This window comes from Pseudomonas sp. GL-R-26, from assembly GCF_019947365.1.
GTDB lineage: Bacteria > Pseudomonadota > Gammaproteobacteria > Pseudomonadales > Pseudomonadaceae > Aquipseudomonas.
Genome location: NZ_JAGYGI010000015.1, coordinates 56,052 through 70,087 on the forward strand (window position 1 = coordinate 56,052; position 14,036 = coordinate 70,087).

Here is a 14,036-nt window from a genome sequence, read left to right on the forward strand (position 1 = left end):
TTACTTCTCCAGGTATTTGATAAAGCTATCTAAGCTCGATTTTGTCAAGCACATAGCTTTGATCGTTTTTCCGTTAAATCCCAGTACGAAGCTATTATCAGTTAAAATTTCAGAGCTCGCTGTTGAATCCCATGACCCATTTAAAAAAATAGTTGAGTAAGTAATAATGTTGAATTCTGTTATCTTACTAAAGGTGCCTTTGTCGAACATGTCCTGAAGAAGTTTTATTTTCTTTCTAATTGATTTTTCCGTCCCTACATCTATGTGGGAAGCATGATTGTAGGCATTCTTCCATGGATTATTTTTACCTTTCTCGCTTTTCCCGGAAACGTACTTTTCTAAATCGGAATAGGCATGTTTTAGCTTGTCTTTGTGACTGATTTTTTTACTAGAAATGGAACCGGATTTGCTTTCGAGTAGATAGGTTTCCGCGTCCTTAGAGAAAAAGCCATCAAACCCTTTTTTTATTGAGCCTTCTTCTAGATTGAAGAATAGAAATTCCTGTTTGTATCCGGCTGTTCTTAAATATAAGTGCGCAAAAAGCTCTGCGGCTGCTCCCATACGAGTTTTTTCATCTTTATCTTCAAGAAATTTCCTAAGTCTTAGTTTAACTAAATCTAATTCACTATCGGAGCTTCCTTCACATATTGATACCAAGAAATCATCAAGGCATTTGGTTATCTTGGTGTCTAAGGACTCTATGTTAAAGACATGTAGTTCGTGCGTTGGGGATATTAGCTTTATTTCAACTGGAAGCATTTTTTTAGCCCAGGTTTGCTAGCTATGTAATAAAGGTAACGCTGCCATGCCCCAGATCTCTCCACTAAATTGGTGGATTTGCTTGGTGCTGCCAGACGTATCGATAGTGAGGTAGTGCAGGTAGCGATAGGTGCGCCGGACCAGCTTTCGGGCGAGCCGCCGCGTCGAATATTTGTCGTGATAGTCTTGGGCTAGCGGATTGAGCCGGGCAACCGGCAACGTCCGGCTTGGCTTACCCACTGTTTGGGGGATGATAGGGGGCAAGTCCATTTTTCAACCTTTTAGAAATCCTTATCCACCCACAATCTACCGAAATTTCAACTGATGGTACGATAGAGTTGCGTAGTGCTGAGACGTCGCTGCGGCCTCGTTGAGATTTAACTCGGGCGCTCATGCTGTACCAATGGTTGCAACAGCGTAAAACTATCTCTTCTATAGATATTCTAAACTATAGAGTAAATTTAATAATTATACATGTTTGACTTTGGATTCATGACGCCTTCAACGCCCATATCAGATAACCCTTTTTTCAATGCTTGATATATGAAAAAGAAGCTTGGAAGTTGTAGTTTTTTCTTTCCGTCTACTTTCTGTTTGCGCAATGTGGACGCGATATCTTTTTTGCGTATGTTGAACGGGCTTGAATGGCTTCTATTATAACCGTGTTTAGAAAGAAGGCTTTTGCGGAGCTTAATAGATTTGAAAACTGCTAATACCAGCCATGTATCGAGCTGGCGTAGTTGTGATTCGTCATTGAGGAGCGGATAGAAGCTCATTGTACCTTTAAAGAAAATTCGATTGCTGGCGCCATTGATATAGTTAGATATCATTTCATCAGTCAAATCTCCGTAAAGAAATCTTCTTATTTCGGAGATTGCTCGTAACAGATCAGTGTCTTTGTTATTTGCGGGGATGCTCACGGATCTAAGGGTGGAAGGCTTAAGCGGTTGGATTAGGTGCTTGTACAATATATAGCTTATTTCTTTTTTGATATGTGCTACGGATTTGTCTTTTATTGATATTTTCTCTTTGGATAGTTTGTATCCTAAGAAGTCTACAGAATCTTTACATTGTGCAAATTCGCTTTTATGATCTTTAGGGCACAACAAACTTATGCCCTCAGATTTTTCCAAGTTTATCGCGACGCCAGTCTCAGCCGAAAACTTATAAACAATCTCATAGGCTACGTTGATTTTTTGGTAATCATTTGCCCAAATAATCGTGTCGTCTGCATATCGAGCGAATCTTAATCCCGCGAGCTCAAGCTTCTTGTCAAGCTGCCAGCAGACTAGATTCGCTAAGAATAAGGATATTGACGTGCCCTGTGGTATGCCTTTGCCGGATGTCCCTAAAAAAGCCCTTATTACTTTTCGTTCGCTTTCGCTGATTGAAAATCCGTTTTGGTCAAACTGCTGAAATAGATAGTCGTGACGAATGTTATCGAAAAACTTTGAAAAGTCGAACTCTGCAACAAATATCCTAGGAGCTTGACCTAGTTCAAGTGATATGTCTTGAATTGCAAAGTGGGCATTACGGTCATCTCTATAAGCGTAAGCAAACGAGCTTAACCTATGTTTATTCTTCTTCAGTAATTGGTGATAAAATAAAGCTGATACCGCAGCATCTGGAATTTGATAAATTGATACTGTGCGATACCCGCCAGATGGCTTGCGAACGTTCATATGTGTAGGCGGATTTGGGATGTAGGTACCCAAAAGTATTTTTCGCGATATTGAGTGCGCGATTTTCTTGCGATTTTTATTTACGTAAAACGGGTTGAATTTTTTATCCACGCTCCATTGTGGTGGCAAGGTGACAAGTTTTTCTCCTGGGTCCAACAATCTTCTAGATCTACGCTCATATTCTAAGTCAACCGAGTTGTGGTAAGCGTGATGACGATCACTTAGCTTTTCCGCCTCAGCTTGGATAAATTTGAGGAGTTGCTTTTCTAATATCATAGGTCCCTCTAGATCAAAAAAAAGCCCAACACGAATGCTGAGCTTTTTCCCACGGATGCAACCACGCAAAAATAAATCGCTAAATCCAGCAGTTTCGAGGCTTTCTCTACTTCTGCTGCACATCTCTCTGATAGCTAAATCCAGAGCTTTAGGGCACCCGCTCACCCCCAAGAGGCATGCGTCGATTCTGGCATTAGTTTGAGATAAGAGTCAACATGCCATCATGTTGTGGCGGGTAGATCACCTACGTTTTGTAGACTCCTCAACGCACCGGTGCTGACAGAGTTCTTCCGTTGACGGGGGGCCGCTTCTAGCCGTGTTCCGACCCTCGGCTCAGTGGGTGAGCAACCATAATTTTCCCAGTCTAGAAATGAGCAACCGTGCGGTCAGTAAGTAGTAATAGCGTGTCGCGCCACTGCGCTGCTTCAGGTGATGATTGAGAAACCAGGCAAGGTGTTTCCTCTGCCAAGCCCACGGATTGTCGCATTGCCATCGCTCAGCGATTGCGGATTGGATCACCTTCGCCTGACGCAGATGGCGTTGGCGCGTAGCGCATGATCCCGTCAAAACACCCGACAAGAACAGCTCCATATCAAAGGGCCTGGTCATGTTCTTCCCCCGATGTACGCCGCTACCACCTCAACACGGCCATGCCCCAACTCATAGCTAACTTGCTTTCGGGCTTCTTGATCGAGCTGTCGATTTATTCGATAGCACATACCGCCGTTCACCGGCGCGGGATGATGGGTAATTTGTTCGTAGCGTTCGCAGGCATAGGCCGCCCTCAATTCATGGAAGCCTTTGAGGTACTGCGTACGGAGGATGTCTCGTACGGGCCGGACGACTCCCTGCAAGAAGTCGGAGTAACTTTCGCTCGCTGCAAGCAGGTTGCGGCTACCCTTGGGCGAGAACAGCTCGGAAAACTTCAGGGCGTCACGGATACGATCATCTACCGTAATCCAGCGTGGCGCCGACGCACCAGAGCGGCCTCCTTTGGTGCCGTCCTGGATGTTGATCTTCCCGTGTTGCTCGCACTCACGGATAAGCCGCGGCAGGTCGGCCAAGATGGCCTCACGCAAGCGCATGCCGGTGGCTCGCGCCAACAAGACGATCGCTGCGACCCGTCTCTGGTCAAGGCTGCAAAGCGCATCGACGATTTGCTTAACCTGTTCGCGGTCTTGGCCCTGCGGCACCGACTGTCGAACCCCGGTGCGCTGCATAGCCAGCGCCTTGCTCGGGCTTGGCAACTTCACGCACTGATCACCACGAAGCGCCGCCATAGTCCTGTTAACGCTGGATAGTCGGTTTTGTGCGGTGCTGACGGCGAGATCACCGCGGCTAACTACCTCGCGCAGATACACTGCATAGTCGGCCAACACCTTCCGATCGATGTGCCGCGCATCATTGATACCGGGCCCCTCCTCAGAACGACACCACTTCACGAATGCTTGCCACCGATCACAGTGCGCCTTGACCGTGCCGTAGTGGCCACCGCCGAACATGTCTTTCAGAGCCTGCGGCCCTGCGTAGCTCAATTGCCTGCCGTAACCGAAATTGCGGCCATCGCGTTTACCTACCAATGCCATATCTATCACCTCATCGCCTGTTCTCCGACCCTCGCCCCACGTCATCCCGCCAAGAATGCTGAGTGTTATCAGGGATCAAGGCCCCTGCGACCTGTGGGGATGTCCTCTACGCGGGACTGGCGGCTCCTTACGACCGGGAGCAAGGGCATCTCATGATCTGGCCTCCTGAGCACCGTTACCGGTGGGCGGGTGGAGGCAGCACTGGCTGACGAGACCAGCGCCTGAAGATCCTGAGCCGGGTGAACGCAGCATTGCGATGACCGGGGCATGCCTGACTGTCAGTCAGGTGCAGTCCATTCCCTGGTCTGCGGCACCATCATCTGCAGCGCTGTTGCTGGTGACATCGGCGTTTGTCACGCCGATTGTCACGAAGGGAGTTGCCGCAAAGCCAAGTGCGATGAGGGCTGCAGCAGTGTTAGAAGCGCCCGTCTCTTTCCAGTAGAAAGAGACGGGCGCAGGTTGGCGCAAGATTTGGCCAAGCGGATAGGTTGCTGCAGGGCAGCGAAGTAGGAAGTGTCGTCTGGCGCACGAGGGCCATGATCTGAAGTAGGCATCCATCACCGGGGAGGTGACCGGGCGAGCTGCCGGACGCGAATCGCCATTTGGGGGGAGAACCACCGCGAGAACGGCGTGACCTTCAAGGTTCGGGCCACCTGGGTTGCTGTCATCGACAGCGTTTGCACGGCCAGTTTTACGCCTGTGGATAAACCCGGTCAAGGTTTGAAATTCAGCGCCATTTAGGGCTTGAAGAACGGTTATCCACCGGTGGAGTTCCGTGGTAAATCCTGGACAACGTGGTCGCTTTTAGCTCTTCAAAGTAAGGTCCATCCAAACAGGGCGGCTTTGCAGCCCTGTTTGGATGGACCCGCGCTGAGAAGCGGATAAGCGAGGCTGCTTGCCCCGAATCTTGAACGTTCAGTTGTTGCCGCAATTCTTGCGCCTGCACAGCGCTAGCGAATCGGCACCACGTTCTTGTCTCTGACTTGGCCGTACGCTGAAGCGAGCAGGCTGCCGGTGGCGGCTTTCTGGATGTACTCACTCCACCAGGCCATCATCGGCCGCCGTCGCTCGATGTAGTCGGCTCGGTTGTAGGCACTGCGTACCTCATCCTTGTCGACGTGCGCCAGGGCGACCTCAATGAGTTCCGGGTCCCAGCCATGCTCATTCAAGATGGTGCTGGCCATCGAGCGCATGCCGTGGCTGACCAACCGATCCTGGAAGCCCATGCGTTTCAACGCCATGTTGGCGGTTTGGCTATTGGCGTGGGTGCGCGGATTTCTGTCTGCTGGGAAGACGTATTCGCGATGGCCGCTGTGAGTCTTCAGTGACTCCAACAGTGCGACAGCGTGATCGCTCAACGGGATGCTATGCGGGCGGCGCTTCTTCATCCGCTCAGGAGGGATAGTCCATACACGCCTTTCAAAGTCGATGTCTGCCCAGCGAGTGGTCGCCGCCTCTGCGGGGCGAGTCATCGTGTGTAACTGCCATTCGATCAGGCAGCGGGTCGTACGTTTGATACTGGCGTTCGCGATCTCCAGCATGAGCTCGGGAAGTTCTTCGGGTGGAAGCGCGGCCATGTTCTCTTTCTTGGGCTTCTTGAATACTGCCCTGATGCCGGTGAGTGGGTTGGCGAAGACCAGGCCGGAGTTGACGCCGTAGGTCATGATCTCGTTTAACCGCTGGCTGAGACGCTTGACCGTCTCCAGGCTGCCTTTCGCTTCGATTGGGCGAAGCAGTCCGATCACCATCGGCGCGGTGATTTTCGCGAGTGGGGTCGTCTTCAAATCGGGGAGCACGTGCAGCGTGAGCGACCGCCAGATGTCCTCGGCGTAAGCAGGAGTGACCGAGTCTTTCTTGAGCTCGAACCAGGCGGTGGCCACGTTCTCGAAGGTGTGTTCCGTTTCTGCGCGCTTGGCTTCATTCAGCGTATTGCGCCGCACCTTCGGATCGATGCCTTGGGCAAGCAGCTCGCGCGCATCGACTGCCAGCTTACGTGCGTTCGCCAGCGACAGTTCGGGATAGGTCCCGAAGCCGATGTTGATGCGCTTCTTGGTCACCGGGTCGCGGTAGTTGAAATTCCACAGCAACGAGCCGTTGCTGCGTACTCGGAGCTGCAAACCGTCACCGTCAGTGAGGACGTAATCCTTGGACGCGGGTTTGACTCCCTTGAGCTGTCGATCGGAGAGACGGAGGTTTTGAGCAGGCATGAGATTCTCCTCAGGCACTGATTCGGTATTCCAAAGATTAGCATCGGGTGAGCTGGAATACCGTATGGAATACCCAAACGGCTGGAACTCAAAAACTCTCAAAAGACCGTAAAAGCGCTGGAGGCCGCGTATTTACTGGGTCGCAGGCACAAAAAAAGACGCCCTTGGACGTCTTTTTTTGATCATTTGGTGGAGCCGGGGGGATTTGAACCCCCGTCCGCCAGTACTCCGCTGTCGGTACTACATGCGTAGCCGTGTCTATTAAGTTAACCCTCAGCGACCCGACGGGCAGGGTGCTTTGGGCGAGTTGTGTAAGTTTTAGCCGCTTCGTCCACAACGTACTGCACGGCGATTCTGTTCTATATGACAATCACTTTGGGTTTACAGACATCCCCTGGTGATTGCTGGACCCGAAGGTACCAGAAGCTCAGGGCTAAGGCTGCTTACGCAGCGAGAGCGAATTCCTGGCCGTAGTTATCGTCATTGGCAACTATAAGTAGTTGCAACAGTGGATTTACGAGTTCTGTTACCAACTCGGCATGCACCTAAAGTTTCGCAACCGGCGTCGAATCCTAAACGGCCCCGAGCCTGATGCTCTGTGAATCAAGTGAGCAGCAGGCCTATACAGTGTACGTCATCACGCCCAGGAAGGCCAACCCGAAGGTTGACCACCACAGATTATGGGTTTGGTTGGGTGCTCTGTCTGTCAGCGAGTGCCAATGCCTGGGTGGCCTCGGTGACGCATTTTCTGTCGTCTCCGGAGGCTTGTGAGGCTTCGGCGCTGGACATCAGCCTTTTGATCTCCATTGAGGTGTTTGTGGCGTTTGCCGGTAGCGCATTCACTTTGCCTTTGAGCTCTTGTAGCTTGCTCGTACAAAGGTTGTTGTCCGCAGCAAATACAGGAGAGGCCAGCATGGCGGCAGCAATGAACAGGCCAGCGAGTGTGGTGCGTTTCATGGGTATCTCCTTGAGCTGATGGTCTCGGTGATGCCGTATGAGCGGACGGTCATGCCGAGCCCGAAAAATCAGCCACGATCTGATGGGGCCTACCTCAAAGACTACGATTCAACGCAAGAATTCGGTTTTTTCAGAAAATGTGTCGAGCTTTTCCAGAGATGGGGGGGACACATTTCCAGAGACCAGATGCAACAAAACCCGCAACTGGCGGGTTTTGGTTTGCTTCGTAGCGGGCGTAGCCGGGCTTTGAACTCCCGGCCGCCAGTACTCCGTTGTCGATGTACGCCAACGTGGCCCGCAAGGCCAACCCGAAGGTTGGCCTTGAACTGAGTTACTTCCCGCCTTTGTGCGCGTTCGTGACGTCCATAATGGTTTGGTTGGTTTCGGCGATGCAATCATTAATACCTGCCTTGGTGCCTTTTGCCTGGTCGGCTTTGGCTTTCTTGACGGAGGCCTCCACCTGGTCAAGCATTTCCCCGGGAATCTGTGCCTTGCCGTTTTCGATGGTTTGCAGGTTGACCGCGCATTGGTCTTTTTCGGCTGCAAACGAAGTGGAAGCCATCATGGAAGCAGCAACGAACAAACCTAAAAGCACAGAACGATTCATGTGTTTCTCCTTGAACTGAAGGGCCAGACATTGCTGGCCATCAAATCGGTCTACCGAGTTTTTGGAAGGTCCCGCATTAGCGGGACTTCATCAGTGGACTGCGGCGGCACTTCAGGGTTCTTTTTTCTGCTGTAGAGCTGTCGATTCCGACAAGAAGCGTTAACGAAGGGCACCTTTATGCACCTTCCTTTAGATCCTGCTATCAGGGCACCCTAGCCTGGGTAACGCGGTCCACCAGATAGACTAGTCCGTGGTAGTCAATGCCGCCATGTTGCGTCAGACCGATCTCACAGGTGCGGCTGGTGGAGATCCCCTCGCTGCACTGCTGCACCGCGTCCTTGAGCGTGCGCAACGAATGGGCGTTCAGTTCCGGGGTGGTGAAACCCTTGTCACCGGCGAAGCCACAGCAGTGAATACCTTCGGGAATGATCACGTTTTTGCTGCACTTGCGCGCCAGGTCGATCAACGCCTGGCTTTCTCCGAGGTGCTGGGTGCTGCAGGTTACGTGCACGGCGATGGGGGCCTCCTGAGGCGTGAAATCCAGGCGATCCATCAGGTGTGTGCGGATGAAGCGTACCGGGTCATACAAGTCCAGACGGACTTCGCCGAGGTCTTGAACCAGGCGCAAGGTGCAGGGGCTGGTGTCGCAGTAGATCGGGTCGAGCCCGCCACGGCTGGCGTGGAGCAGGGCGCCGATCAGTTCCTGTCGTTTGTGTTCGGCTTGTTCGGCGTAGCCTTTGGAGGCGAATGGCTGACCGCAGCACAGGTTGTCGAGGTTGTCCGGGAAAACCACCTGATAGCCGGCCTTTTCCAGCAGGCCTCGGGTCTTGTCGTGCAGCGACATTTGCTCCGTGTCGCCCGCCGCCGGACCCATGACGCGGGATACACAGGCCGCAAGATAGACCACGCGCGGGCGCGCATCCGTCACTGTCGGACTGAAGCGAATGGCTTTTTCCGGTTGCGGCATCGCGTTGGTCCATTGCGGGACCTGACCCTTGGACAGGCGCGTCAACGACGCCGACAACTTCGCCAATCTCGGCACCCCCAGCAACATCCGCGCACCATTGGCCGCGTGCAGGGTGAAGCGTGCACCTTGCAGTGCCGTGGCGAAATTTCCTTCAAGCCAGTTGGCGGTTTTCGTATGCGTCGCCTTCCGGCTACGCAGCTTTTTCACCAACTCGCCGGTATTGATGCCTACAGGGCAACGCTGTGCGCAGAGGCCGGTCGCGGCGCAGGTATCGATGCCTTGATAGTCGTAGGCGGCTTCGAGTTCGGACGTATCGATGCCCGCGCGTTTCTTCGCCTGAATGTCGCGCCAGATCACGATGCGTTGGCGCGGGCTCAGGGTCAGGCCTTTTGACGGACAGACCGGTTCGCAGAAGCCGCATTCGATGCACTTGTCCACAATCTCGTCAGCGGCGGGCAAAGGCTTGAGGTGCTTGAGGTGGATCTGTGGATCTTCGCTGAGCACGACGTCCGGGTTGAGAATGCCGTTGGGGTCGAGCAGTCGTTTGAGTTGCCACATCAACTGGTAGGCATCGCTGCCCCATTCCAGTTCAACGAACGGTGCCATGTTGCGCCCGGTGCCGTGTTCGGCTTTCAGCGAACCACCAAATTCCACCGCCACCAGTTGCGCCACGTCGTCCATGAACGCCTGATAGCGTGCGACTTCTTCCGGGTTGTTGAAGCCTTGGGTGAAGACGAAATGCAGATTGCCTTCCAGGGCGTGTCCGAAAAGGATCGCTTCGTCGTAGTGATGTTTGTCGAACAGTTCGATCAGGCGGTTGACGCCGATGGCCAGCTGTTCGACCGGGAAGGTGACGTCTTCGATGATCACCGTGGTGCCGGTCTTGCGCACCGCGCCGACGGCCGGGAAGGTGTCTTTGCGGATGGCCCAGAGACGGGCGTTTTCCTGCGGGTCTTCGGTGAAGTCGACCTGCTTTTCCTCCGGGAACGCCTTCAGCGACGCCATGATCTGCGCCAGTTGTTCGTGCAGCAAGGTGGACGACGCGGCGCGGGATTCGATCAGCAAGGCGCAGGCATTGTTCGACAGATGCTGTACGAAAGCGGGCATGCCGGGTTTGTCCTGCACCGAGCGCAGGCTGCGGCGGTCCAGCAGTTCCACGGCCGACACCGGTTGGCTTTTCAACACGGTGACCGCGTTGCAGCAGGTTTCGACATCCGGGAACACAATCAGGGCCGAGGCCTTGTTCGGGTGGTCGATCACCGTGTCGTAGGTTACGGCACTGATGAACCCGAGCGTGCCTTCGGAGCCCACCAGCAAGTGGCTCAAGATATCCACAGGCTCGTCGAAATCCACCAGGGCATTGAGCGACAGGCCGGTGGTATTTTTCAGACGGTATTTATGGCGAATTTTCGCGGCCAGTTCGGCGTTTTCCCGGGTCTCGCGGCCCAGTGTCGCCAGGCGCTCCAGCAGGACGGCGTGGCTTTGGCGAAACGCCGCGACGCTGGCGGCATCTTCAGTATCGAGACGACTGCCGTCGGCCAGCACCAGACGAATGCCGGCCAGGGTGTGATAGGTGTTTTGCGCCGTACCGCAGCACATGCCGCTGGCATTGTTGGCGACGATGCCGCCGATCTTGCAGGCGTTGATCGAGGCCGGGTCCGGACCGATCTTGCGTCCGAACGGTGCCAGCCAGGCATTGGCCTGAGCGCCGATCACCCCCGGTTGCAGGCGGATTTGCGTGCCTTGGCCGCGAATTTCGCGAGCGTTCCAGTTATCCCCCAGCACGATCAGTACCGAGTCGCTGATGGCCTGGCCGGACAGGCTGGTGCCGGCGGCGCGGAAAGTCACCGGCACCTGATCGCGTTGCGCCAGTTGCAGCAGTGCCACCACTTCGTCTTCGGATTCGACGCGGATCACCAGTTGCGGAATCAAGCGATAGAAACTGGCGTCGGTGCCGAAGGCCAGGGTCGACAACGGGTCGTCGAAACGTCGCTCTTGAGGAATCAGTTGCTGTGCATCACGCAGGAAAGCAGCCGGTAGACTCATTGGTCCTCCAGGATCAGTACCACCAGGTCCTTCGGACCGTGGGCGCCGTACGCCAGCACTTGCTCGATGTCGGCGGTCTTCGACGGGCCGGACACTAGCAACGCGTTGGTCGGCATGCCCTGGGCCCATTCGAACTCCTGCTGCACCTGATAGAAGTTGTCGCGGATTTCGCTGGCCTTGAGCAGAGCGAAATGCACCGGTGGCACCAGGCTCATCAGGCGTGGTTCTTCCCGGGTCGGCCAGAGAATCAGGCTACCGGTCGCTGCGATGGCGCCGAGGGTGGTGGTCAGGCTCGCCGGGGTGTCGTTGAACAACTCGGCCTTCCATTCTTCAACCGGACGGTCGTAGGCCTTGAGCATTGGCAGGCCGGGATTATTCGCCCAGTGCTGCGTGATCCGTTGACCGTGGGGCGTTGTCGGTGCGATCAGCAGGCTTGGCAACTGGCGGTCCTGCAGCAACTGCGCGAGTAGCGTCGGCCATTCTTGGCCGGACGTCAGATGAATTTCCGTGTGCACCGCTTCCATCAACTCGCGCAGTTGCTCAATGCGCTGTTCAGGCGGGTAGGTGTAAGGCTGGGTCACCAGATCGACATCGAAGTTGTCAGCCACCGGCGTGGTGCCGGTCAGGCTTTTACGCAGTTTGGCGAGGATATTTTGCTTGGCGCTCATCAGCGGTCTCCCTGTTTGGCCAGATGTTCGCGGGCCATGTCATGCAGCGAGCGGGCAGCGGGTTTCGGTGCGCTGTGGTTTTGCGTCCAAGGGCCGACATTGCTCGGCGTCAGGGCGCGCAAACGGGTGGCGAAGAAACCGAACAGGCGATACAGCGTCGGCGAACTGTTGAGCTTCGCCCAGGCGTTCCAGATGAACCGCTCCTTGCGCGAATACTTGCTGCCCTGGCCACGCATCACTTGATGGGGGCTGTCCGGGGCCTTGACGTTTTCTTCCCGCAGGCGCCGCAACAGAGCAGGGATCGGGATTTTCACCGGGCAGACTTCACTGCAGGCGCCGCACAGCGACGAGGCGCTCGGGTGATCCGGGACTTTCGCCAGGCCGACCATGTGCGGGGTGATGATTTTTCCGATAGGCCCGGGATAAACCTCCCCATAGGCGTGACCACCGATTCGGGTGTAGACCGGGCAATGATTCATACAGGCGCCGCAGCGAATGCAGTTCAGGGTCTGGCGCAATTCGCTGTCGGCAAACGCCTGACTGCGGCCGTTGTCGAGCAGTACGAGGTGCACTTCCTGCGGGCCGTCGAGTTCATGTTCCTTGCGCGGGCCGGAGATCATGTTGACGTAGGTGGTGATTGGAATTCCGAGGGCCGAGCGGGTCAGCAATGACAGCAACGGCACCACGTCGCGCAGGTTCTCGACGACTTTCTCAATGCCGGTGACGGCAATGTGCACCGGCGGCACTGTGGTGGTCATGCGACCGTTGCCTTCGTTTTCCACCAGCAGCAGGGTGCCGGTTTCGGCCACGGCGAAGTTGACACCGGAGACGCCGATGTCCGCTTCGAAGAATTTCTGCCGCAGGACTCTGCGGCCGATCTGAATAAGTTGGTCAACGTCCTTGGTGTATTCCACGCCAAGTTTGTCGTGGAACAAGGACGCGACCTGACCGGCGTTCTTGTGGATCGCCGGCATGATTATGTGTGAAGGCTTCTCGTGGTCGAGCTGGACGATGTACTCGCCCATGTCCGATTCCAGGCATTCAATGCCCTGTTCAGCGAGGAAATGGTTCATCTCCATCTCTTCGCTGACCATCGATTTGCCCTTGATCACTTGCCGCCCCTCGTGAGCGCGGATGATCGAGAGGACGATGCCATTGGCCTCGTCCACCGTTTCCGCCCAGTGCACTGTCACACCGTTGCGGGTCAGGTTCTGTTCCAGTTGCTCGAGCAGGTCGGGCAACTTGGAGAGCGCGCGGGCACGGATTGCATTGCCCAGTGCGCGCAAGTGTTCTCTTTCATGGGCATCGCTGAACGCCGCTGCCCGTTTTGTCATCAGTGAATCCATCGCCTTGCGAAAGTTGCTTCGCAATTGCGCGTCACCCAGCGCGTTGTGGGCGCGGGTGCGGAAATCTTCTTCTACGGCAACCGTAGGAATAATCGCGGAAGTGCTCATCGGGCACCTCCGGTACGCTGCCAGAGGAAGCTAGCCAGATGCTGACCGCGCAACGCTTCCTGCTGTTTTTCCAGCGAGCCGTTGATGTTCATCAAACAACCGCAGTCGGCACTCAACACCTTGTGCGCGCCGGACTCCTTCAGCGCTCGGGTCTTGTCAGCCACCATCGCGCCGGAAATGTCTGGCATACGGACGCTGAATGTCCCACCGAAGCCACAGCATTCACTTTCGTGATCGTGATTGACCCGTTCCACATTGCTCAACTGCGCCAATAATTCGCGGCCGTGCAGGTGGGTGTTCATCTCGCGGCGTGCCGAGCACGAGGTGTGCAGTGCCACTTTGACCGGCTCGCCGCTGTCCTTGAGCTGCACCTTGCAGACAAACAACAGGAACTCGGCCAGTTCGTAGGTTCTGGCCGCCAGGGCCTGAACCTGTTTCAACGTGTCCGGCTCGTCCTTGAACAAGTCGGCGTAATGCTCGCGGAGCATGCCCGCGCAAGAGCCTGACGGCACCACCACCGGATAGTCACCGGCAAACAGCGCCAGTTGCGAGCGCGCCACCGTCCGTGCCTGTTCGGTGTAACCCGAGGTGTAGGCCGGTTGGCCGCAGCAGCTTTGCCCTTGCGGGTATTCGACACGAATGCCTTCGCGTTCCAGCAGGTGGATCGCATCCATCCCGGCTTCCGGGTAGAACAAATCGACCACGCAGGTCCCGAACAGGTAGACCCGTGACGGTTTCTCGCTGGGGTACTGCCGAGGCTCGGGCAGTGGCGGGGCGACACGGGTCGCATTCGGCACGGCGTTGTAAAAAAGCTCGCTCATCAGGCG

General features: G+C 55.1%; 11 protein-coding genes and 1 other RNA gene. All 12 read right to left on the bottom strand.

Annotation, left to right across the window (positions count from 1 at the left end; all coding sequences use genetic code 11):
- A complete protein-coding gene (locus tag KGA96_RS17055) occupies positions 1-759 on the bottom strand; it encodes a hypothetical protein (RefSeq protein ID WP_090210929.1) in 759 nt (252 codons plus the stop codon).
- 461 nt (positions 760-1,220) lie between these two features.
- Positions 1,221-2,882 carry a reverse transcriptase domain-containing protein gene (locus KGA96_RS17060; RefSeq protein WP_223513804.1) on the bottom strand — a complete coding sequence of 554 codons (1,662 nt, stop codon included), beginning with the start codon at positions 2,880-2,882 and terminating at the stop codon, positions 1,221-1,223.
- A gap of 168 nt (positions 2,883-3,050) precedes the next feature.
- Positions 3,051-3,326 (bottom strand): hypothetical protein, encoded by a 276-nt coding sequence (locus KGA96_RS17065; protein ID WP_223513808.1) that lies wholly within the window; start codon positions 3,324-3,326, stop codon positions 3,051-3,053.
- Positions 3,323-4,303, bottom strand: coding sequence for an integrase domain-containing protein (locus KGA96_RS17070; RefSeq protein WP_223513811.1), 981 nt, complete (start codon positions 4,301-4,303; stop codon positions 3,323-3,325). The genes KGA96_RS17065 and KGA96_RS17070 overlap by 4 nt, the downstream gene beginning before the upstream one ends.
- Before the next feature lie 950 nt (positions 4,304-5,253).
- Positions 5,254-6,510, bottom strand: a complete 1,257-nt coding sequence (locus tag KGA96_RS17075; RefSeq protein ID WP_122209578.1) for an integrase domain-containing protein — start codon at positions 6,508-6,510, stop codon at positions 5,254-5,256.
- A gap of 187 nt (positions 6,511-6,697) precedes the next feature.
- Positions 6,698-7,094, bottom strand: a transfer-messenger RNA (tmRNA) gene (gene ssrA / locus KGA96_RS17080).
- 94 nt (positions 7,095-7,188) lie between these two features.
- Entirely contained in the window at positions 7,189-7,467 is a 279-nt protein-coding gene (locus tag KGA96_RS17085) for a hypothetical protein (protein ID WP_223513813.1), read from the bottom strand.
- A 331-nt stretch (positions 7,468-7,798) separates the two neighbouring features.
- On the bottom strand, positions 7,799-8,074 hold the full coding sequence (locus KGA96_RS17090) for a hypothetical protein (protein ID WP_223513816.1): 276 nt from the start codon (positions 8,072-8,074) through the stop codon (positions 7,799-7,801).
- A gap of 202 nt (positions 8,075-8,276) precedes the next feature.
- Positions 8,277-11,087, bottom strand: coding sequence for an FAD-binding and (Fe-S)-binding domain-containing protein (locus KGA96_RS17095; RefSeq protein WP_223513819.1), 2,811 nt, complete (start codon positions 11,085-11,087; stop codon positions 8,277-8,279).
- Positions 11,084-11,755, bottom strand: a complete 672-nt coding sequence (locus KGA96_RS17100) for a lactate utilization protein C (RefSeq protein ID WP_223513821.1) — start codon at positions 11,753-11,755, stop codon at positions 11,084-11,086. Before KGA96_RS17100 ends, KGA96_RS17095 begins: the two co-directional genes overlap by 4 nt.
- A complete protein-coding gene (locus tag KGA96_RS17105) occupies positions 11,755-13,209 on the bottom strand; it encodes a LutB/LldF family L-lactate oxidation iron-sulfur protein (RefSeq protein WP_223513823.1) in 1,455 nt (484 codons plus the stop codon). Before KGA96_RS17105 ends, KGA96_RS17100 begins: the two co-directional genes overlap by 1 nt.
- Positions 13,206-14,030, bottom strand: a complete 825-nt coding sequence (locus tag KGA96_RS17110) for a (Fe-S)-binding protein (RefSeq protein ID WP_046038683.1) — start codon at positions 14,028-14,030, stop codon at positions 13,206-13,208. The genes KGA96_RS17105 and KGA96_RS17110 overlap by 4 nt, the downstream gene beginning before the upstream one ends.
- Positions 14,031-14,036 lie beyond the last annotated feature (6 nt).